The sequence below is a fragment of the Thioclava sp. ISO4 genome (assembly GCF_058105145.1).
The window spans coordinates 2,998,244-3,020,000 of the sequence record NZ_CM176571.1 but is presented as its reverse complement, the minus strand read 5'-3'; the positions used below and the strand labels follow the sequence as shown (position 1 = coordinate 3,020,000).

17 protein-coding genes, 1 tRNA gene and 2 rRNA genes (1 of these 20 only partly in view) are annotated in these 21,757 nt (G+C 58.0%); 5 read left to right on the top strand and 15 right to left on the bottom strand.

Going from position 1 to position 21,757, the window contains the following annotated elements; genetic code table 11:
- From AC2TZ7_RS14780 to AC2TZ7_RS14770, 3 genes are all read left to right on the top strand, one after another.
- Nucleotides 1-464 (top strand): 23S ribosomal RNA (locus tag AC2TZ7_RS14780) (it extends 2,370 nt beyond the left edge of the window).
- An 84-nt stretch (nt 465-548) separates the two neighbouring features.
- A 5S ribosomal RNA gene (rrf, locus tag AC2TZ7_RS14775) occupies nt 549-663 on the top strand.
- A gap of 196 nt (nt 664-859) precedes the next feature.
- Nucleotides 860-936 (top strand) — tRNA-Met (locus tag AC2TZ7_RS14770).
- On the opposite strand, the gene AC2TZ7_RS14765 is transcribed toward AC2TZ7_RS14770, so the two are convergent.
- The 7 genes from AC2TZ7_RS14765 to AC2TZ7_RS14735 all read right to left on the bottom strand — a co-directional run bounded on the left by AC2TZ7_RS14765 (nt 893) and on the right by AC2TZ7_RS14735 (nt 9,037).
- Nucleotides 893-2,608 (bottom strand): recombinase family protein, encoded by a 1,716-nt coding sequence (locus tag AC2TZ7_RS14765; RefSeq protein WP_489866822.1) that lies wholly within the window; start codon nt 2,606-2,608, stop codon nt 893-895. The two genes, AC2TZ7_RS14770 and AC2TZ7_RS14765, sit on opposite strands and share 44 nt — an antisense overlap.
- A gap of 428 nt (nt 2,609-3,036) precedes the next feature.
- On the bottom strand, nt 3,037-3,477 hold the full coding sequence (locus tag AC2TZ7_RS14760; RefSeq protein WP_489864812.1) for a hypothetical protein: 441 nt from the start codon (nt 3,475-3,477) through the stop codon (nt 3,037-3,039).
- Between the two features lie 54 nt (nt 3,478-3,531).
- Nucleotides 3,532-4,029: a hypothetical protein gene (locus tag AC2TZ7_RS14755; RefSeq protein WP_489864811.1), complete on the bottom strand. Its 498-nt coding sequence runs from the start codon at nt 4,027-4,029 to the stop codon at nt 3,532-3,534.
- A gap of 170 nt (nt 4,030-4,199) precedes the next feature.
- Complete coding sequence (locus tag AC2TZ7_RS14750) at nt 4,200-5,144, bottom strand: hypothetical protein (RefSeq protein ID WP_489864810.1); 945 nt, start codon at nt 5,142-5,144, stop codon at nt 4,200-4,202.
- Nucleotides 5,141-6,928 (bottom strand): ORC-CDC6 family AAA ATPase, encoded by a 1,788-nt coding sequence (locus AC2TZ7_RS14745; protein ID WP_489864809.1) that lies wholly within the window; start codon nt 6,926-6,928, stop codon nt 5,141-5,143. The genes AC2TZ7_RS14750 and AC2TZ7_RS14745 overlap by 4 nt, the downstream gene beginning before the upstream one ends.
- A 4-nt stretch (nt 6,929-6,932) precedes the next feature.
- Nucleotides 6,933-7,973: an HD domain-containing protein gene (locus AC2TZ7_RS14740; protein ID WP_489864808.1), complete on the bottom strand. Its 1,041-nt coding sequence runs from the start codon at nt 7,971-7,973 to the stop codon at nt 6,933-6,935.
- A gap of 11 nt (nt 7,974-7,984) precedes the next feature.
- Nucleotides 7,985-9,037, bottom strand: a complete 1,053-nt coding sequence (locus AC2TZ7_RS14735) for a DNA cytosine methyltransferase (RefSeq protein ID WP_489864807.1) — start codon at nt 9,035-9,037, stop codon at nt 7,985-7,987.
- Between the two features lie 446 nt (nt 9,038-9,483).
- Here AC2TZ7_RS14735 and AC2TZ7_RS14730 point away from each other — a divergent pair, with 446 nt between their 5' ends.
- Together AC2TZ7_RS14730 and AC2TZ7_RS14725 are read left to right on the top strand one after the other, a co-directional pair.
- Nucleotides 9,484-10,713 (top strand): plasmid recombination protein, encoded by a 1,230-nt coding sequence (locus AC2TZ7_RS14730; RefSeq protein ID WP_489864806.1) that lies wholly within the window; start codon nt 9,484-9,486, stop codon nt 10,711-10,713.
- A gap of 202 nt (nt 10,714-10,915) precedes the next feature.
- Nucleotides 10,916-11,344 (top strand): hypothetical protein, encoded by a 429-nt coding sequence (locus tag AC2TZ7_RS14725; protein ID WP_489864805.1) that lies wholly within the window; start codon nt 10,916-10,918, stop codon nt 11,342-11,344.
- Nucleotides 11,345-11,384: 40 nt separating this feature from the next.
- Here AC2TZ7_RS14725 and AC2TZ7_RS14720 read toward each other — a convergent pair whose 3' ends face one another.
- The 8 genes from AC2TZ7_RS14720 to AC2TZ7_RS14685 form a co-directional block, all read right to left on the bottom strand.
- Nucleotides 11,385-11,756, bottom strand: coding sequence for a hypothetical protein (locus AC2TZ7_RS14720; protein ID WP_489864804.1), 372 nt, complete (start codon nt 11,754-11,756; stop codon nt 11,385-11,387).
- A gap of 78 nt (nt 11,757-11,834) precedes the next feature.
- Complete coding sequence (locus tag AC2TZ7_RS14715) at nt 11,835-13,037, bottom strand: recombinase family protein (protein WP_489864803.1); 1,203 nt, start codon at nt 13,035-13,037, stop codon at nt 11,835-11,837.
- Entirely contained in the window at nt 13,034-14,077 is a 1,044-nt protein-coding gene (locus AC2TZ7_RS14710; protein ID WP_489864802.1) for a tyrosine-type recombinase/integrase, read from the bottom strand. The genes AC2TZ7_RS14715 and AC2TZ7_RS14710 overlap by 4 nt, the downstream gene beginning before the upstream one ends.
- Nucleotides 14,074-15,654: a site-specific integrase gene (locus tag AC2TZ7_RS14705; RefSeq protein WP_489864801.1), complete on the bottom strand. Its 1,581-nt coding sequence runs from the start codon at nt 15,652-15,654 to the stop codon at nt 14,074-14,076. Before AC2TZ7_RS14705 ends, AC2TZ7_RS14710 begins: the two co-directional genes overlap by 4 nt.
- A gap of 540 nt (nt 15,655-16,194) precedes the next feature.
- Nucleotides 16,195-16,884: a hypothetical protein gene (locus AC2TZ7_RS14700; protein ID WP_489864800.1), complete on the bottom strand. Its 690-nt coding sequence runs from the start codon at nt 16,882-16,884 to the stop codon at nt 16,195-16,197.
- Between the two features lie 356 nt (nt 16,885-17,240).
- Nucleotides 17,241-19,277, bottom strand: coding sequence for an oxidoreductase (locus AC2TZ7_RS14695; RefSeq protein WP_489864799.1), 2,037 nt, complete (start codon nt 19,275-19,277; stop codon nt 17,241-17,243).
- Between the two features lie 46 nt (nt 19,278-19,323).
- A complete protein-coding gene (locus AC2TZ7_RS14690) occupies nt 19,324-20,394 on the bottom strand; it encodes an FAD-binding oxidoreductase (protein ID WP_489864798.1) in 1,071 nt (356 codons plus the stop codon).
- Between the two features lie 4 nt (nt 20,395-20,398).
- Nucleotides 20,399-21,628 carry an aromatic ring-hydroxylating oxygenase subunit alpha gene (locus AC2TZ7_RS14685; protein WP_489864797.1) on the bottom strand — a complete coding sequence of 410 codons (1,230 nt, stop codon included), beginning with the start codon at nt 21,626-21,628 and terminating at the stop codon, nt 20,399-20,401.
- Nucleotides 21,629-21,757: the final 129 nt, after the last annotated feature.

Below are 21,757 nucleotides of genomic sequence, written 5' to 3'. Positions count from 1 at the left end.
CAACGGATAAAAGGTACTCTGGGGATAACAGGCTGATGATGCCCAAGAGTCCATATCGACGGCATCGTTTGGCACCTCGATGTCGGCTCATCTCATCCTGGGGCTGGAGCAGGTCCCAAGGGTACGGCTGTTCGCCGTTTAAAGAGGTACGTGAGCTGGGTTTAGAACGTCGTGAGACAGTTCGGTCCCTATCTGCCGTGGGTGTAGGATACTTGAGAAGAGTTGCCCCTAGTACGAGAGGACCGGGGTGAACGGACCACTGGTGGACCAGTTATCGTGCCAACGGTAGTGCTGGGTAGCTATGTCCGGACAGGATAACCGCTGAAAGCATCTAAGCGGGAAGCCCCCTTCAAAACTAGGTATCCCTTGAGGGCCGTGGAAGACCACCACGTCGATAGGCTGGAGATGTAAGCGCGGCAACGCGTTCAGTTGACCAGTACTAATTGCCCGATTGGCTTGATTTGATCCGGTAGAAGCCAGACCTCTGGCTCCGATCATAATCAAAAGCTGCATAGCAACTTGACTTGAAATCATCGCTTCTTCCTCGGTTTGGTGGTCATAGCACGAGCAAAACACCCGGCTCCATTCCGAACCCGGCCGTTAAGTGCCGTCGCGCCAATGGTACTGCGTCTTAAGACGTGGGAGAGTAGGTCACCGCCAAACCTAGAAAGAAGCGATGAAAAATCATCTCTCAAACAACGATGACAAACAAAATCCCGATCGCAAAAACATAAAGCCCTCGGGAAACAAACGCGGGATCGAGCACCCCGCAATCGCTACAAACTCTCCGAAAGAGTTTGAAAAACGCGATCGCCTCGTCAGGCTCATAACCTGACAAAAAAGGCAAACGCTCAACGGACGCGGGATGGAGCAGCCCGGTAGCTCGTCAGGCTCATAACCTGAAGGTCGTAGGTTCAAATCCTACTCCCGCAACCAGTTTTAGCGAACAAGCCGCACCCGAAAGGGTCGCGGCTTTTTTGCTGTCCGCAAAGCTCAACAGTTCCAACAGCTTGCCTTGAAGTTCGAGGGTGTGAACGCGCGAGTCTTCGTTCCAGGCGACAACAACCGTATCGACTAGCCTGTGCAGCTCGTCAGCTGCGGGACCTGCTACCGCCTCGTCGCTGAGCGTGCCCACCAGATCCCCGACATACGTTCTATAGAGCGCCGGCAGATCATCCGGCAGCTCAACGGGGGAGGGGACGAGCTTTTCGCGCTCGGCTCGCAACGTCGCGAGTTCGAGATCGACCGCATTCAGTCGTTTGATCAATGCATCCGAGAAGGTACCGCTTTCCACGGCGCGCAGCAGGTTAGCATGGGTCTTCACCGTCTCGCGAATCCGGTCATCATGTCGGCGCAGGGCCTCGCCAGACTCACGCTCCTGAGCGCGCATCTTCTCGACGAATTTCTTCCGGAAACCCTCATAAGCGGCGTCTTGCATAAGTCCGGAACGCAGGCCGCCGAGGATCGTCTCCGCCGCATCCTTTTCTGCAAGCCCGGGCATCCCGGCGCAGACGGCGGCACCCTTTTCCTTGGCATTCGCGCAATAGTACCTGCGCCTGTCGCCTTTCCCGGCGACAGTGAGATTGCCGCCGCATTGGCCGCAGCTCAGTAGCCCTGAGAGCAGATACTTCCGTCTGCGTGCGCTTTGCGCAGCACCAGCGCCAGACCGGCCATTGGCCTCTGCGCGGGTGCGCTGACTGTCGATCCCATCCTGCCGCGCCTTGACCTTGTCCCATAGCGCCTCGTCAATGATCCTCAGCTCTGGCTTCTCGGCGGTGAGCCAGTCTTCCGGTCGGTTCGGCTTCGAGACCCGGCGACCGGTCTCCGGATGTTTAGAATAGCTTTGACGGTTCCAGACGTGGCGCCCGATGTAGAGTTCGTTGTTGAGGATGCCGGTGCCGCGTGCGCGGTGCCCGTAGATCGTGTTGGCCTTCCAATGACCGCTGCCAGCGCCGCGTCCGCGCGGGGCAGGGACCGCAGCCGCATTGAGGTCCGCAGCGATCTGTCGGGGGGACTTGCCCGCAGCGTATTCCGTGAAGATGCGGTGAACGATATCGGCTTCGTCCGGCTCGATCTCCATGACGCTTCCGTCCGACTTCCCGCCTCTTTGGGGGAGCTGCTTCGAACGATATCCGTAGGCCCGTCCGCCGGTGTTTTTGCCGGACTCGATACGGCCGACGAGGCCGCGACGAGTCTTGTGAGAGAGTTCCTCCAGGAACAGCTGTGCAAAGGTCCCGAGGATTCCGATATCGAAGATCCCGAGCTTCCCGCGATGAAGCTGGTGCATCTCGACATCGGCGTAGCGTGCCTTCTTGTAGAACAACATCAACAGCTCAAGGTCACGCGCAAGCCGGTCAAGGTGCTCAAACAGGACGATGTCGCAGCCGCCCTCCGCGACGAAAGCCTGCAAGGCGTCGAAACCGGGACGGTCTCGTGTTGCCCCGCTGATGGCCACGTCGTCGAATACCTTCACCACCGTCCAGCCGTTCTGTTGATCTGCATGCTGACGGCACAGACGTACCTGGTCTTCGATCGACGTCGGGTTTTGGAGGTCGGTCGAATAGCGAGCGTAGATGGCGACGCGAAGAGGCTGAACGGATTGAATCATTTGGTGCTTTCAAAAAAAATTTGGAGCAGAGCTGCGAAAGCTGGTGCATTCCAGCGGCCTTGTCCAGCCGCTACCAAACCACGGATCCTGGGAGCAAAATATGACGCCAGCGCCATTTTGTTGCCCTATTCAATGCCCAGAGAGATCGGACCGCGTCCGGAGTGTCCGCCTTCGTGTTGCCCTCCCGGGCAGCCCGCTTGGCGGCAACTTCGGCGATGAGGTCGATCAGGTTTGCGAGGGCCATCGGTATCTCCTTCGGCTGTGGACAGCGAAGACCGACAGACCGACGAGACCCGAGCTCTCGCGTGTGATCGTCGAGCCCGTGCGGGGATGACCCGCACGGGCTTTTTTGCTGGCGCGCCGACATCTGTAGCAGCAGAAGGGGCGTCGGCGCGCCCTGCCGCGGGTGTTCAGTCCCGCGCGTCTCATCAGGCTGCGGAGCGCAGCCCCTCCAGCGCCTTCTCGGCGCGCAGGATGTCGTGCACCGTCGAGAGGGAGGCGTAGAGCTCAATCAGCACCGCCAGGGCGTTCGACAGCCGATCAGCCTCCGGGGTGAGGCGTTCCTGACCCCAGGTTTTGCAGTTGGAGACATTCTCCGGGCTGTGATCGTAGTGGGTCTCGATGTGGGTCCCCTCGGCGATCTCCGCGTCGAGAACGCCTAAGAGCTCATGCAGCATCGCAAGAGTGCCGTTGTCGAAGATCTTGCCAGCATTCAGGAGCGCGGCCAGCTTCTTGGCCTCCTGCTTGGGCTTCGGTGCGACGAGATCGAGCACGTCCTCTTCGATCGCGGTCGCCGCAACCCGTGCCAGCGGGAAGCACGAGGCGGCTATGGCGGTGATCTCGTCGAGGGATTTGAGTGGCATGTTCATTGATCAGTTCCTTGTGTTGATAGAGGGGAGGAGCAGCGGCGAGAGCGCGGTTCCCTATTGGAAACCGCACTCTCCGCGCGCCTGCTCTTCCCGCTGCCGTTCTTCGCGGTAGTAGGCCGCAATGTCGGCTTCGGCCCGGATGCGTGCCCGAACCGCATTCATCCGCTCCATGAGCGGCGCGTCCAGCCGACCGACGATCTGCGGGCCTTTGGTCCGGCCGTCGAAGCCGCTGTGGTTGGCATGCACGATGATGCGTCGGGCGCAGACGAACCGCGTGGGCTTCGTGAGTCCCGCTGTCGCACGCGCGCACGGGCGTTTGACGATTACCTCGTAGCCGCGATTGGCAGGCGTATCCGCCGAAGTGCCGTAGGCGATCTCGAAGAACGGGGAACCGCCGATGCTCAGGGTGTCGAGCACCAGACAGGGCCGTCGCTTGAGTGCGCCCGGTTCGGCGTCTTCCTCCGCGAGCGGAAAGCGGAAGAGCACGATGTCGCCGCGCTGTAGTTGGTTCGTGGTGCGCGCCGAAGCGAACGGTTGGGAACTATGGTACATAGAGGCCTCCTATGGCGTGAAAAACGACGCTCACTGGGAGAGGCTTTCTATTCGGGCCCCGACCAATTTCGTGCGTCAATCAACCGCACGAAATTGGTCGGGGCGCAAATCCTGAAGAGGCGCACTTCAGGTGAATTTATTTCCAATGGAAATCAAAGTCGAAAGTAACTTTAATACAAGTCGTCATATTCGAGGATCACGACGTCTTTGCCCACCGTCGAATAGCTCTCAACATTATAGACCTCAACTTCGGCATAGCAGAGTTGAATCTTAGGATTCCGCTGGGCTACAACGCCAGCGGCGAGAGTGGAGATTTTCGTGTTGAGTGGCGCCAAAATTATATTGTAGTCGCTAAGATTCCCCAGCAACTTAGTTAAAATTTCTTTTACAGAGGATGGGCTCGTTGCCGAAAAATCAAACTCCGTTCGTATCTGGTCGAAGTGAAGAGTCAGAAAGTTTCGTAGCTCCAGATTCTTTTCGTACAGTTGCGGAAGCACTGACTCACTCTCTGGGACCATGCCAAGAGAAACGCTAAATGGCTCGTAAGCCTCAATTATCGCCTTTGCCCTGTTGAGTTCTATACCGGACATAAGAATTAGATGGTTTTTTTTAAGGCTGTCAATCTCGCCTGCATATCCAATAACTGACCGAACCTCGCGGACGCTCCCGGAAAGCCAATTTGCCATAGAGCCGGCTTTGCCGTACAAAAACACCGTCCTATGCAGAACCGATCCGTCAAGTTGTCGGAGCTCATTCAATAGAATAAGTAGTTCTTCGCGACGAAATGTCGTAATATCAACTACTAGCCTCTCAAAGTTAGCGCCTCGAACTTTTTTGATGGCATCTGAGATGCAACATTGGCATTGGATCGGGTTGTCGGTCTCTAAAAAAGAGAAACTAATTTTGGGACCGTCCAAATCCAGGCGGAAATTTTTCGCCTTCTCTGTTTCATTTTCCGACGCAAAGAAAATCGCCTCGATTGGTAGGCTCCCTAAGAGAGCGTTGTAAATCGCAACGGATCGGTTTTCAAAGCTCACTCGCCCCAAAAAGAAAACGCTCGAATTATCCAGCGCTTTAGAAAGCTCGGAATAGGGGTATGCCAACGGCGTGCTCATGTATCGTCTCCAAAATCTAGTGATTTCTGTGGACTTGCGTTCCCCTCCGATCTAAGACGTGCTTTAACAAACGCCCTGGGGTCTCTTAGAGCTAAGAGTAAGTCAGCGCTTTTTACGGATAGATGCGCAGCATAACCTGACACGTCGAGCCGATAATATGGCCCAAGGCGTCGAGACAGAATATAGCGAGGACGCCTTCCGCCTGCGATCGACTTCGACGCTAAATCCGATTTTTGTAAATAACCCAATCGAACGCCGAGATGAAGAATGTTCTGTAGATGAGTGGTCGGGAGATCTGATAGAGCAAACGAGAAAACCCTTTGTTCACTTGCAGAAGGATCGAGCAGTTTTTCACGACACAGTAGGCCAATCGCGTCTAAAAGGTTGCCAAGTTCCTCATAGGTTTCCTTATTGTGACCTGCCGTATGGAGAGACGCTTCAGCATCATCAAACTCATCGTTGCCAGGGTCGACTGTCAACTTTTCTCGAAACGACTTAGACCATTTGAGTATTTCCGAGTCCTGGACGCCAACAGGAATATTTTCAGGTTTTCCTGTCGAGCGCATACTAGCTACTTCGTTATACATCTGTCCGGCCGGTTCAAGAAACCAACGAACTACACCGGAGGACAAATCAGTGAGGGACTGCAGTCCTGCGTAACTAAAGGTGTGGGCAGACTTTCCCGAGTTGAGCTCCCTCATTAAAGCAGGAATGGCATATCTTTGCGCATAGTCCCTACTGCGCGCAGGACCAGTTCCACGAAGCGAAAGATAGCCCTCTGTTTTGTTTTCTGATAAGTCGTCCCAAATTTCTTGTTTTCTTAGATCTTGCGCTGCATCCGAAGGAAAAAAATCTTCTGGAGAAGTGCTGATTCCGGCGTTTTTAAGCCTCTTATCAACAATCGCGCGTATTCTTCGAGCAAAACTCGCCTTGCTGGATGTGTAGACGCTTCCAATATTAACTTCTGAGAAGTCGTGGGGGCTCTCGATGATCCTATTGTCGATTGTCTTGTATGTCTTGTAGCCGAGCTGTGTAGTTACCTTGAAGCAAACATGTTGTGCTGCTCTTGTCGATATCCAGCTATTTAGCACCCGCTGCAATATTTCTGAAAGATTGTCAGCATCATCAATCATAAGGCAAAGAGGGAGAGGGCTGTTCGTAAATATGTCTTTTTGAACAAGCTGAATTATGGGAAGTAGGCAGTCGGAAAAACTAGCGAGCGCACCAGAATATATGGGTGCGTCACCGGTTGGGGGTAGCCTCACATAGTATTGGCGCACACGGCCGTTCTCTCGAGCACAAAAGCGCGCAAATTTGTCGAATGAACTTAGTGAAAGGATCTCGTCAACTTGTTCTTCGCCACCGCAATCTTCCCAAATTTCCGAAAATGCCTCAGTAAATGAAGTTGAGGGTGCGTTCTTGAGTTCTTGAATGGCAAAAAAAATATATTGCAGAACGTAAACGCATAGCAGGTGTTCTCCAAGCGCTGTGCCTTTCCAATCCCTAATTCTGAGATACTCAGGATTAGAAAAGAATGATCTCTTAATTGGGACGTGAATGGCGAAGAACGGAAGCTCTCCCTTGTTTTCCGGTTGGAGAAGACGTTGAACGGGTAATTCTAAGCTTCGGAGCATTATGCTCTTACCCGCGCCGCGCGCGCCGTGGATAAACATGTTTACCGGCTCTTTGAGCTTTGGAAAGTCAGTATACATCTCGACGAAATTTTGTGCGATACTTTCCGGAGTAAGCTGCTCTGGCGTGTGTACGATGAATGGATCTGTCATGACTTCATTCAACCTGTTCTATTTTGCGGTACATTTCGGCAATTTTTTCGCCGGAGAATTGTTCGTTTCCCAGGTCGAGATCATCATCAAGCTGGGGATATCCGCTTTCCTTCAGTTCGAAATGTTCATTGTGGAAATCGATATGCTCTTTCAGAAACTCAATATTTACACGAGTTTCGTGGAAAGTCGCAAACCCCCGGATAAACCGGTCACAATACCGTCTTTCAAGTTCAGCTTTCTTGACTCGCTTTATGATGTAGTCAACAAAGTACATTTTCGTACCTGTTTCGTCAGCTGAATAAAGTTCGCAATCTTTGTCAGAGACTGTGAAATCTAGCGAAACTCGCCTGCTGTCGTAGTCGATCCTAATGGATATGCACTGACAATAGCGGTTAGGATAATCCGAATCATCATTCTCGCGATAGTTGGATCGTCTGCTATTTTCCGCGAGTTCATCTGCATAACGAAGGATTGCGGCAAGGCGTTGAGGGTAAACCTTTGAGCTCTCTACTCCATCTTCAATTGGAAGCTCACCTATGGTGTCTTTACTGCCATTGCGCGCTTTACCACCGTGAGCTCGCGCTATGCGCGCGATCAAGCTTCGCTCTTTTTGTGGCAGTTCCGGGGCAACATCGCTCAATGCCTTGCGCCCGCGTTGTTCGTGTCCTGATCTACCACTGATGTTTCCGGAATCGTGGATCAAGCACGCCACCAGCAGAACAAAAATTTCGAATGATTTTAGCTGCGATATTGCCGGAGTGTCAGCATCTGATCCGCTTCCAAGCAGCTCTCCTGCCCTTCGAATTACATCGTCAACATGACCTAAATCGTGTCGCGTGAATGCTGCTCCCTGAGAATCGGCGGTTAGCGCGCTCCCAATATCGCGATAGTATTTGTCGTTTAAACTAGACTTTATTTTTTTATAGAGATCAAATCTATTAACTCCAATCGGAGGGAAGTCGGAGGGATCGTTGTTCGACGAGGCTCGGGCTTCCAACGCTCGTTCGAGACTGCTATCGAAATTGACATCATATCCGTTTGGCATGACCATTTGCCTCAATTTAATTGATCAAAAATGCACCGAAATACCTTTTCGGCCATAATTGGTGGTACTGCATTGCCGACCTGCTGCTGCTGCTGGCCTATTGTTCCCATGAACTCATAAGAGTCTGGAAAGCTCTGTAGTCTGGCAGCTTCACGGACCGAAAGGCCTCTGTCTTGTGTCGGGTGTATAAGCATATTCTTCCGGAAGTTTCCAAGGACAACCGACGGCTCGGTCGCGCTCAGCCGACGGTAGATTCCTGTGTGGCAGCGACTTGCATCTTTATAGCTTCCCATCAATCTCGGCGGGATATTACTCCAGTTTCCACCCTGAGGGACGTATTTATATCTCTCCACAATATGTGGTGCATTTTTTGTGACGATATGGCCAGTAGAAGCGCTTAGGTCTCCGCGTAGGGTCCTGGCGTAACCGGATATTGGTTCTCCGTTGTATGGTTTAATGTCTTCAGTATTCCCAACATCTAGATGTGGAAGATCAGCTATCGCATCGTGAACTGTTACTATCTCTGCGGTCTTTGAAATTTGCGAAAGCATAATTTTTTTTTGCTTTGCTGCGACGCAAAAATAGCGAACCCGCCTTTGAGGCAATCCTAAATCTGTTCCTTCAGCGAGGATTGATTCAACTTGGTAGCCAATCGCTTGAAGTTCAGATTTAAGTGAGCGTTCAAAAAAACCGCCCGCGGTATGAGTAATTCCAGAGACATTCTCAAAAACGACTACGTCAGGTTGTGTCTCGCGAGCAATTCTCACAAATTCCGAAAATAGCCAGTTGTTTGGATTGTTTAGATTTCTATTCTTCTGGTTTGACGTTGAGAAGCCTTGGCAAGGTGGCCCGCCAAAAAGTATCAGCGGTCGGCCTGATACGACGAAGTCCGCACCAGAGACTTTTCGTATGTCCTCCACGAGAACGTTCGTTGAAGGGTGATTGTGGGAAAAAGTCTTCGCTGCTGGCTCGCTAAAATCCACCGCGTGGGTGACTTGTACGCCTGCCCATTGCGCTCCGAGTGAAAGGCCGCCAGCACCGGAGAACAGCTCGATTCCAAACAATAAACACGCCTCCGGATTCCCTCACCTTTCAGTTACACCAATGGATTGCGTTGGGCAATCCGAGCGCATTGGTTCGGACTCATCGCTCAAAGTCTTGGGGTGCAGGGGCGTGGCGAACTGCCCCTGCGAGCAGGCGGGGGTTCGGGGGAGGAGTGCGGAACGACGCTCCCCCGGGAGCAGCGGTTGCAAGGAGAGTGCGGAACGACTCCTTGCCGCCCTCCGCGTAGGAGTGCCCGCCGCATAGGCGCCCCCGGAGGGCGGGGGGCCGGGGCAGAGCCCCCGCCGAACGACAGACCGAACGCAGGCACCGAAGGTGCCGAAGTGCGGGCTGTTTAGTGAGTAATGACTAATGACCCCACACATCCGTTCACGATCCCCTATGCCTGATTTCTCCGGTGCCAAGAAACATCAACCCATTTCCTGACCTCAACGTTTGGAGGTCAGACATGGCAAGCAAGAAACATCCGGTGGTCCTGCGGCTCGAGGGAATGGACCCGAGCGATATCGGTGGCTACGAGGCGCACCGCTATCGCAAGGGCGGCGACCTCGGACACATCGATCGCAACAAGCCGAAGCCCCGCCGCCTTCTCGGGACTGCGACGTGGGCCGAGGAGGCCCGTGCCGAGATCGAGCTTATGAGGGTCGAGACTTTCTCAGCGGAACTCGTGGCTCTCGACCGGCGGAACCGGCGCAAAGATCTCGAAAGGCGGCGAATCGAAGGACCTCGGGAGCCTTGGCGAGCTTCGCGCCATGGCCCGATGCGCGAGCTCCTCCTGACTGCCAACAAGGACTGGTTCGAACAGACCGAGAGCAGCGACGTGGAGTTCAGCACTTCTCGGCAAGAGCTCTTCGAAGAGCGAGCAGTCGCCTGGTTGCGCGAGAACTTCGGCGACGATGTCATCCATGCCCGCGCCGATCTCGACGAACAGGCCTACCACATCCACGCTGTCATCATGCCGCGCGCGACCGTCAAGAAGTATGGGGTCGAGTGCAGGGTTTTGCAGCCATCGATCCATCCACTCATTAAGGACTATGAAGCCGCGCAAGACAGTGTCGGCGAGTGGTTCAGCGAGATTGGCCTCGCGCGTGGGGAGCGTCGCAAGCAGGCAATCCGTGACGCGTTGAATGACGGGCGGGAACCGCCGTTCAATCCACGGCATGTCCGTCCCGCGGAGTGGCGCGCGAAAGAGGAAAAGCGCCTCGCCGAAAAAACTGCTGAACTCGAGATCCGCGAACGGGACGTTGTAGAGCGCGAAGAAAACGCAGCAACTGTCCTGGCTTTTGCGGAGGCGGTGTCCGAGGGCGAGATCGACACCAACGGACGTCCGGCGAAAAGCACCAATGCGAACCAAAACCCGCAAAAGCACCCACCTCTCGCAGCGGCAACTTTCGGTTTTGCCACTGCGCGCAACGCTTTCCGGGCCGTCGCAAAACGGCTTGGTGCGAGAGCAGAAGAGAAGGCTCGTCGTGAGGCCCAGGAACGCATTGCGTCCGAGGTCGCAGAGATCCGCGCAGCGGATGAAATCATCCTCGAGATCGCCCGCTCGTTCTCGCAAGACCAGCGAAATCGGATCGCACTTATCCGGCGCACTTTGACAGCGAAAATCATGGCGCTCGATCCGCGGACGAAAGGTCGTCCGGACGCGTTGCGGCCGGGCCCCGGAGACCCGAGATAGGCGCGTCTCTTAAGGTGACTTTCATATGAAATCGCAAATTTTCTTCTTCGTTTTTCAAGTGTTTGTGTCGTGCACTCGAATTTTTTCCTTCGGTTTGCTGAAGTCCAGAAGTTTGCGTTCCGATATGTTTTTTAGCCGGATGCGGCGGGCGACAACCCCAAGGCTCCGGTGACATCGAAACCGAACAATTGGAGTATCCCATATGAAGAAATCGCTGTCCCAGAAACCCGTCCGAAAGCCCCGCGCATCGCAGTTCGAGATGAGCCCCGCTATGCAGGCTCGCATGCATAAGGCGATGGTCTCGATCGGCAATATCGCGGACCAGCAGGCCCGCAAGAACGACAAAATCCAGCGCGAGGCCCGAATGGCTATCGCCGAGACCTTCGACGCCTGGCTCGACTGGCTGGCGGAAGCCGCACCCGAGCGGATTGAGGAAACCTTTTTCGAGCTCGGCTGCTTCGCGAGCGCAACCAACCGCCGCCGGATGTTCAAGCACGCGAAGGCGCCCGAAGGCGTCGCGGAACGTGCGCAGAACCAAGTTGATCAGTGGAAGGCTGAGGAAGAAGCAGCCAAGGCGGCCGTGACCGAGGACGTTCAACCAAAGCCCGACGCCACCGAAAGACACGCGTAATGATGTCGCCCCGCGCGCAGACAACGCGCGGGGGTGGAGGTCACCGTTTTAACTGCAAAATCGTTCGCCAAAGACCAAATCCAGCTCCCGCAACCAAATCTTCTGAACTTGGATCAAGACGCTGCGCAGCTTCAGGCTGGGCAAGTCCAATGAGCGCCGTGATGGCGCCCTCGAGTTCGACTGTCACCTTCTCTCCATCGACATGTATTGTCACCGAACTGATGAGACCTCGGATGGTCTCCAGCGCCGCCGTGCGGATTTCTGGGTCGGAAAGCGTCTGTGCGAGGTCCGTAACCTTGCGTCTATAAATCTCGCTCAGCCCCGGGTGAAGACGCACCGGAGAAGGTTGGGGCGCTGCCAGTTCTGCCTCGACGGAGATCTTGCGCGCTTCCAGGTCCTCGAGCTTTGCCATGAGCCCGGCCGTGCGCAGTCCGTCAGCAATGGCTTCGTAGAGGCCTTCCAACCTACGAGTGAGCTGTGCGAGTTCAGCCTAAAGGCGCGCCCGTTTGGCGGTTTCCTCCGCGCGCCCAGCATTCACCTCTTCTCCGTAGGCGGCAATGAAAGCGGCGACCGCTCTGGGCTGCATCAAGCGCTCGCGGAGCAGGTCGAGAACAAGGGCCTCAAGCTCTCCGCGCTTGAACGAGCGGCGCTGCGTGCAGGTGCCGAGCTTGCGTGCCGCCGAGCAGGCGAGGTAATCCTTGCCCACGGCCGCAAAGCCACCCCCGCAGCAGCCGCAGCGCAGAAGACCCGTCAGCAAATGGACCTTGCGCTTCTTCTCCCAGAACCTTGATGCTCGGATCGCCTGTACTCGGGGCTCGGCATCGATCTCGCCCTGCCGACGCTTCACCGCTTCCCAGAGGTTGTCGTCGATAATCCGCAGATCCGGGACCTCCTTGATGATCCATTCCTCCGGCGGATTGCGCCGCGAGACGCGTTTGCCGGTCTCGGGATCTTTCATGTAGCGCAACCTGTTCCAGACGAGGCGCCCGATATAGAGCTCGTTATTGAGAAGCCCCGTGCCCCGGATCCGATGGCCACGGATCGCGGTATCACGCCAGAGCGCGCCACGCGGGCCGGGGACATGGTCCGCGTTCAGGCGCTTGGCGATGGCTTTGGGCGAAAGGCCTTCGTTGAACTCTTTGAAAATGCGCCTGATTATCTCGGCCTCAGTGGGGTTGATCGTTCTCTCTCCCGTAACCGGCAGGCCGTCTGGCCCGAGGCGGCGCACCACGTCATAGCCATAGCTATTGCCGCCACCGGAATGCCCGCTTTCAACACGGCCGCGCAGGCCGCGGCGGGTTTTGGCTGCAAGATCCTTCAGGAAGAGCTGGTTCATCGTGCCCTTGAGGCCCACATGCAGCTCGGTGACTTCGCCCTCGGCAAGCGTCACGATCTTCACCCCATGAAACGTGAGCCTTTTGTAGAGCGTCGCGACATCGGCCTGGTCGCGGCTGAGGCGATCGAGGGCTTCGGCGAGCACGATGTCGAAGGCCCCGCGGCCCGCTTGCTCGAAGAGGCTTTGCAGCCCCGGGCGCAGGATTGTCGCGCCCGAAAGCGCCATATCGGAAAATACCTCGCTCACCGTCCAGTCGTCGCGCGTGGCGCGTTCCTGGCAGAGACGAACCTGATCTTCGATCGACGCTTCGCGCTGCAATTGGGTTGAGAAGCGGGCGTAGATAGCTACCCGGGTCATGATTTACCTCCCTTCAGGCTTTTGACGAGTGCCGCGTAATCGCGGCCGGCCTCTATAGTCTGGGCATGAATGTAATGGCGTTTTGCCGTCTTGAACCCTGAATGCGCCAAGACCGGGCGGATCAGACGCGCTGCATCAGGCGAGAGCCGCGCCAGCGTCGTCGCCGCGGCATCGCGGAAGAAATGCGGCGGGATCCGTTTGCCGGTGAGCCGCATGGTAAGATCGCCAATACGGGATCCCAGATAGTTCTCCTTCGGAATTTCACCCTTCTTGCCCACCCAGAGTCGGGCATGGTCCTGATTGCCGCGCGCCATCAGGTAGGGGCGGACATCTTCGATATAGCGACGCAGGACGGGCTCGACCTGCGATGGGACGGAGGCTTCCCAAGCTACGCCCGTTTTGGTCATCTCCTCGGAAAGCGAAATGGTGATCTCGTCATTCATGACGAGAACCGATTGCCCGAGCGTGAGCTCACAGAAGGACCGACGGCGCATCGGCATCAGGGCCAGCAGCGCGATCATCGTTCCATCGCGACGCCGCTTCATCGCCTCGAGCGGAGTCTCCGCTGCGTCGGCGTGCGGCCCCGCGTGGTGCAGGCCTGCCTCAAGCAGCACTTTTGTGGAGACGATGCGGCCACGCTTGCGCGCGGGTTCGCCGCGACCCGCGTCAAGCTTCAGAGCCCCGCGTAAGCGGCGATGCATGACCCAGTCCGCATCTGGTGCAGCGGCGCTGAGGACACGAATGACTCCGTCGACAAACATCAACCGGGTCATTGGCGCAGTATGTGCCAAATCCACGAGCCAGGCTTGAAGGCGCGGCAGGGAGGCACGTTCTGCAGGCGGCAGACCCAAGGCATCGCGTTCTGTGCACGAGAGCCACCCCAGCCAGCGGCCATATCTTATGCCCAATGTCTCAAGGGTACTCGCGCGCAGATGCGCGAGTGCGCCAGGATCGTCGAGAGGCCCGCCTTGCGCGCGCAGCGTGGTCCACATGGCCCGATCTGCTTCGGGCCAGTCTTCGATGGGAAGAACGAGGCTCATTTGCGAGCGCCTTTCTTGCGGTCGACGAGTTCGGCGAAGGCCTTTGTCGCTGCCTTGTTCTCAAGGCCGGAATACATGTTGATGGTATGGCTCACCTCGGAATGGCCAAGGAGGCGGCGGGCGGCCTCATAGGATCCGGGGCTGGCATCGAGCCAGTTCATGACCGCGAAATGGCGGAAGAGATGCGCATTCATCTCTAAGCCCGTCTCCTTGCGGATCCGCTTTTTAATCCGCTCTGAAAGTTGGTTCGGGTCGACGGAGTTGGAGCCGTCGCGGCGGGGGAAAAGCCACGGCGTACCTTTGGGGCACAACTCCGGCGCACGGCTTGCGAGATGCTTCTCGATCATGCGGACGACCTCGCACGGGAGCTCGAACTCGAGTGGTTGGCCGTTCTTCACCTCGTCCTCGGTCAACACTAGAAATACGCGGCCATCGCCGGGACGTTGCAGGTGCTGCTCGAGATGGATCCCCGCCAGGTTCCGGATCCGGATCGGGCAGTAAAGAAGGATCGCGATCGCGAGGGCATCCTCGCGGGCCAATGCGCGCTGATAGAGACGCGCTCCCGTGCGCGGCGACTGGTTGAATAGGTGTTCGGGAAGGTTGAGGAGACGTTGCGCCCAGCGTTCATCCTGAAGCACGCGCAGACGGTCCCGGTTCTTCCGTGTGATCCCCCGCTGCGGGCTGGTTGCCACCTTGCCCGCGAGGCCTTTGAGGCGCTTCTTCACATCCTCTGATTGGCCGGTAATGTTGCCCAGATTGCGCAGAAGGGCGGCAACTTCGCTAATCATCTTCGTTATCGAGTTCTCCGTGCGTGATAGCATTTGGCGCAACCCACGTTCCGCCATCGTCGGGTCGAGAAGGACGTCGAGGCTGGTCAGCGTCTCAGGCGAAACGCCGGAATGCACGAGCTCGGAGGCAAAGCGGATGAGTTGGCGGCGGTATTGCTTGAGCGTGACCGGGCGCAGGGCCCGTGTGCGCCCGTCCTCTGCTAGAGGGTCAGGCGTTGCTAGCCGCGCCATAAGTGCGTCGAGATCCGTGATGAAGCTCTGGGGCAGGGCCGCTTCATCAAGCTTGATGACGTTCTGGCGCGAGGGGAGAGACAAGATGATGCGGGGCCACTCGGGGATGCGTTTGACCGCCAGGTTCCAACCGTTCACAGCCGCGCGGTAAGGAACTTCGGGGTTCTTGCTGATCTCGTTGTGGATCAGCGCCTCAAGATAGGCGTCCGCGTCCTCGCCGGATACGTCCGCAGGGAGGGTGCCCCGGTTGCTCAGGAAAAACACGAAGCGGCGAAGTGCCAGCGGCAGGGTGGGATCCTTGGCTTCAAGCACGATCTGCCACAGGTGTTGCCATTCTCCGGTCAAATCGTAGATGCGGCTAGAACGGCGTTCCAAGATACCGACATGCGCCATCGCGGCGCGCGCGTCACTCACGGCATTCTGCCAGCTCTTGGAGGTGAGGTTGAGGGACGCCGGGGTGATCTTTGCGAGCCGGGGTTGCAGCCAGCGTCCGAAGCAGGGGACGTCCTGAGGCGGACGGCCAAGCGCTTTGGCGACGCGGCTAAGGCCGGAGATCATATCGCGGCGGCGGATTTCTTTGGGGGTCGCAAAAAGAAGCGTGAGCCAAGTGCCGAAAAGCCACTCTCTTTTACTTCGAGCAGGAGAGGCTCGGACTAAAGTATTCCACACTGTCGCAAGTGACCTGCCACTGAAGTTTCATCCAGCCGCGACCGGAGCCCAATTGGCGTTGATAAGATCAGGTTGACGCTCTTATCTTCCTACGTGAAACAAGTGCTTGTTCGGTCAAGGCCAATGCGAGCTCCCGCAACCAAAATATACATATGAATTACAATGTGATGGCGCCCTAAGGGGCGATGTCTTGCGTTCGTTCGTCGAACGGCAGACCTAACCATGCAGGCAAACTGGAAGCGCCAAGTGCATGAAAATCCATCGGAAGTGCTCAGGAGACGCCTCAAGACGATGCCTGCATCTCGGTTCCTTTTTGTAGTCTATTGACGCATTCGATGGCGCAAGAAGACGACGAAAAACGTCTCTTGAGGCAATCGCGCCCATGTGGGCCAAACGCGGCCTCAACAAGAGGCCCTTCTGAAAGGAACCTCAGAATATACCGAATTTGCGCTTTTTCTTTGGGGCGGGTGGCCTCAGGGCGGCAAGGTACTGACCGAAGTCATGCTCGCCCCGGATGACTCCGTCCGCCACCTCTTTGAACAGGGTGAGCGACGAGGCGTGGCGGGATTCAAAGAGGTGGAAAAAGTCGAGCTCACCATAAAATGTTCCAATGCCAAAGATCCCTCGATTGCCTAACGGCCACTTCGGCTGGATTGCGAACCGCGGGGCGATCATTTCGACGGTGAGACCGTTTTCCTGTGCCACATGGGTTAGCGGTTGGCCAACGTCCATATCCTCTGTGTCAGCCAGTGACGGTTGCCCTATGGCCGCATATACTTCCGATGTGCAGCCGAGGAACATTGGTCCAGCATAGGAATCGTTCCTTCCAAAATGGTTGCACACTTGCTCTAGCCCCACGATCGAACCGGCCCGGATTCGTTCGACAAATGCGACGAATGCGGGTCGATTGAGGGGGAAGGCATCGACATCGCAGACGACGATCAAGTCTTCGGTTTCTCCGAATGTCTTGTCCAGCCATTGGGCATGCGTCTGGCTATCGTCCAGAGTTTGAATCAACTCGATGCCGAGATGTTCAAAGACACGCGCCTGTGCAGTGATGATGTCAGTTGAGATATTGCTCCGGTAAAAAGTCCTGACCGGGGGGAGCTTTTCTGCCATTCGGAGTTTGCTCGCTTGCTTCAAGATGCCTCTAATTCTCGTAAATTACATGCTATTAGGATGCACGTCGATCCCGTTCAGGCTCTGTTGAGCCGCATAGCTGCTGGCATGCATTGCAGAATTTGGGCGGAGTAGGCTTCAGCCTTTCCAAGTCCATCATGGCGGAGGCATGAACTACCGTTCCGCTGGTGCAGCTGCAATTCGTCGACATTCAACCCCTACTCCCACCTGACCTCTCTATGGGGTGAATTGCCTTGCTGCAAACCTCACCCCTGCACTGGCCGCAGCCTGCGCAGTATGCCCCAGGCTCCCGTGTCGAGGAAGGCCGTTGCCCCGCCGCTCGCCTGAAACCGCGATCAGACCGTACGCATCAGCCGCAGGGCATCGTAGATTGCCGCATGGGTGTTGCGCGCGGCCACGGCGTCGCCGATGCGGAAGAGCTGATAGGCGCCGTTCGGATTTCGCGTGACCGTTTGCGGCTGGCCGGCGATCAGGGCTTCGTAATCGACTTCGCCCTGATTGATCGCGTCTTCGCGCAGGTCGAAATAGATGTCGTCCAGCGGTCGGGTGCCGTGATTGACGACGACCTGATCGACATGCCGCTCGCGGGTGAAGGCGCCATAATCGCTGCCGACGCTCGCGACCAAACCGTTGCCGTCCTTCGCCACGCCCGTCAGTTTCCAAAGCACGGTGAAAGTCACGTCCCGGGCCTGCAATTCGCGCAAAGACGGGGTCAGCGACATAGCCATGACCTCGGAGGAGAAATTGCGGTCGCGCGTCATGATCTCAACCTTCGCGCCGCTGGCGGCGAGGGTCTCGGCGGCCTGCAGGGCGGCGTAGTCTCCGGCGTCGTCATAGATCAGCACGTTGCTGCCGGGGCGGGCGTCACCCGAGAGGATGTCCCAGGACGAGACGACAAGATCGTCGCCTGCATCCAGAACTTCGGTATGCGGCAGGCCGCCGGTCGCGATCACGACGACATCGGGCTGTTCTGCGCGGATGGTGTCCGCGTCGGCATAGCTGTTGAACCGGAAACTCACGCCGAGTCGCTCGCATTCCGCGAAACGCCACTGGATCAGCTGGATCATCTCATGGCGGCGCTTGGATTGCGCGGTCAGGCGCACCTGTCCGCCGGGATCGTTGGCGGCCTCGTGCACGATGACCTCATGGCCGCGTTCCGCTGCCACCCGGGCGGCCTCGAGCCCCGCCGGACCGGCCCCGACGATGACCACGCGGCGCGGCGCATCGGCCTTGGCGATCTCATGGGGGACTTCCAACTCGCGCCCGGTCGAGGGGTTGTGCAGGCACAGCGCCATGCCGCCCTGATAAATCCGGTCGAGGCAGTAATTCGCGCCGACGCAGGGGCGGATGCGCTCTTCCTCGCCGCGCATGATCTTGGCGACGATATGCGGGTCGGCCATATGGGCGCGGGTCATGCCGACCATGTCGAGCTTGCCCTCCGCGATCGCGTGCCGCGCGGTGGCGACATCCTGAATCTTGGCGGCGTGGAAGGTCGGGAACTGGGTGGCGGCGCGGATCTCTCCGGCGAAATCGAGATGCGGCGCGCTGCGCATGCCCTGCACCGGGATTACGTCGGTCAGGCCCGCATCGGTGTCGATATGGCCCTTCACCACGTTGAGGAAATCGACCATGCCGCTGTCTTTCAGACGCTGCGAGATTTCCAGCCCCTCTTCGCGGGTGATGCCGCCGGGCAGGTCCTCGTCGCCGGTGTAGCGCACGCCCACGATGAACTCCTCGCCCACCCGCGCGCGGATCGCTTTGAGCGTGTCGAAGGTGAAGCGCAGGCGGTTCTCGAGGCTGCCGCCATAGGGACCGTCCAGATCGTTGGTCAGGGGCGACCAGAACTGATCCATCAGGTGGCCATAGGCTTGCAGCTCGATCCCGTCGAGCCCTGCCGCTTTCATCCGTTCGGCGGCGTCGGCATAGTCCTCGATGATGCGCGCGATGTCCCAATCCTCGGCCTTCTTCGGGAAGGCCTTGTGCGAGGCCTCGCGTTCGTGGCTGGGCGAGACGACCGGAAGCCAGTCGGCCTTGTCCCAGCGGGTGCGGCGCCCGAGATGGGTCAGCTGGATCATCACCGCGCAGTCGTGCTCGTGGCAGGCATCCGTCAGCTCTTTCATCCAGCCGACGACCTCGTCTTTCCACGCGAGGATGTTGTTGAAGACCGGCGGGCTGTCGCGGGCGACGGAGGCAGACCCCGCGGTCATCGTCAGCGCCACGCCCGCGCGCGCGCGCTCGACATGATAGGCGCGGTAGCGATCCTTGGGCATCCCGTCCTCGGGGTAGGCGGGCTCGTGGCTCGTGATCATCAGGCGGTTCTTCAGCGTCAGATGCTTGAGCTGATAGGGCTGCAGAAGCGGATCACTGGACATGGGCGGACTCCTTGAGGTCGGGTCTTGAGGGTAGGGGCGTCAGGCGTCAGGCGTCGATCGAGACGTCGCCGATCGGGTTCGAGCAGCAGGCGAGAACGTAGCCTTCCTCGATCTCGTCATCGGTGATGCCGCCATTGTGGACCATGTGGACCTGACCGCCTTTGGTCTTGATCTTGCAGGTGCCGCAGACCCCGAAGGTGCAGCCCGAAGGCAGCGGCACGCCCGCAGCTTTCGCGGCGGCGAGCAGGGTCTCGGTCTCCTTGATCTTCGCGGTCTTGCCGGATTTGGCGAAGGTTACCTCGACGGCAGCATCCTCGTCGGGGGTCACGTCGTCTTCGGGCTCGACCGGGCGATCGGCGATCGGGGCGTTGAAGCTCTCCTGATGGTAGTGGTCCATGTCGAAACCCAACCCGGTCAGCGCCTCGCGCACCGCGCGCATGAAAGGCTCGGGGCCGCAGCAGAACACCTCGCGCTCGAGATAATCGGGGGCCGCGAGGCCGAGGATCAGCTGGTTCAGCTGCCCCTTGATCCCCGTCCAGGGCGCGTAGCGGTCCTGTTCCTCGACCACCCAGGTCAGCGCGATCCCCGGCAGGCGCGAGGCCATATGCTCCAGCCGCTCGCGGAAGATGATCTCCGACGGTCGACGGGCGCAGTTGATGAAAACGATGTCCGGGTCGCTGCCCGCGTCATAGAGCTGCGTCGTCATCGACATCATCGGGGTGATGCCGGAGCCTGCCGAGATGAACAGGTATTTCGACGCCGGATGAACGACGTTCGAGAACATCCCCGCCGGTCCCAAGGCCTTGATCCGCATGCCGGGGCGCAGATTGTCGAGCATCCAGCGCGTGCCGAGCGAGTCCGGCTGCGCCTTCACCGTGACGGTGAGCGAGGTGGGGCGCGACGGCGAGGAGGAGATCGTGAAGGTCCGGTGCAGCGGGCCGCCCGCCACCGGCAATTCCAGCGTCACGAACTGCCCGGCATTGAAGTGGAACAGCGCCCCCGAGGGCGGGCGAAAGGTGAAGCTCGCCGTATTCGGGGCTTCGGGCAGGAAGTTGACGCATTCCAGCGGTTCGTCATCGGTCCAGAACTGAAGGAGCGGTTGAGCAGTTGCAGCCATGAGCCTACTCCGCCGCGACGCTGCGCGGGGCAATCGCGCGGGTCATGGTGTCGGCATACCAGTCGACGAACTGGATCACGCCGGACTCCCAGTCCGGGCTGTAGGGCCCCGGCGTATAGGCCGGAGAATTGATGCCGCGCTGGTTGTCCTCGACGATCTCGCGATCCTGATCGTTGGTGGCGATCCAGACTTCGGTGAGGCGATCCAGATCGTAATCCACGCCTTCGACCGCATCGCGATCCACGATCCAGCAGGTCGTCACCTCGGTTTGCGTCGGGCTGATCGGCATGACCCGGAAGGTCAGCGTGATGTCGGGCAGGAAGTGGTTCCAGGTCGACGGGTAGTGGAATTTGAGAAGCGATCCGGCATCGGGCAGGGCAACACGACCGAGGGGACGTCGCACTGCCGCCTGACCGTCCATCGTGTAGCTGACGGCATTGTCCTGCAGCGGCATCCGCGCCAGACGGTATTGGCCGTCGCCACCCAGACGGAATTGCGCCGGCGCGCCGGATGCCTCGCAGCGGTCGAAATGCCCCTGAAGCCGGGCCGAGATCGAACCATCGGCGGAGACGCCCGCGACTTCCGGGTCGAGCGGGAAGGAGTTGCACAGCTCGGGGTGGTTGCTCGAGCAGTGATAGCACTCGCGGTTGTTTTCCCAGACCAGCTTCCAGTTGCCTTCTTCGATGATCGACGAGGTGAAGGCGACCTTGCCCCGGTGCAGGTCGTGGACCTCCAGATAGGGGCGCGCCATCGCGGCGAAGGCTTCGAAATCCGGGGCGTCATCGGCCAGACAGATATAGATCAGACCGCAGAGATCGCGGGTCTGAACGGCATGCAGGCGATGCTCTTTCGGGTCGAATTCCGGCCCCATCTCGCGCGCCCAGAGCAGGCTGCCATCGAGATCGTAGGTCCATTGGTGATAGGGGCAGACGAGCTTGGCCACACGGCCCGCAGACGCCTTGCACAGGATCGAGCCGCGGTGGCGGCAGGTGTTGTGAAAGCCCCGGATCTCGCCGTCGCTGCCCTTGACCAGAATGACGTCATAGGCCCCGATCTTCAGGCGCGCATAGTCGCCGGTCTTGACCAGCTGGCAGGCCGGAATCGCATAAAGCCACTCGCGGTAGTAGATATGCTCGAGATCCGTGTCGAAGATGCCAGGGTCGGTATAGAAGGCCCGGTCGAGCGAATATCCGGGTTTGCGATGTGCGAGCAGATCGGCAAGAGGAGGTGTCACGGACGCGGCCTTTCCTATCCAAGCGTGATTTCACCTCATTTCAAATTTGCTTTTCTATGCCACTCAATGGCATAAAAACTCATCATGGATGAATTCAGTTCATCTTGGTAATATTTCGACGCAGAATGG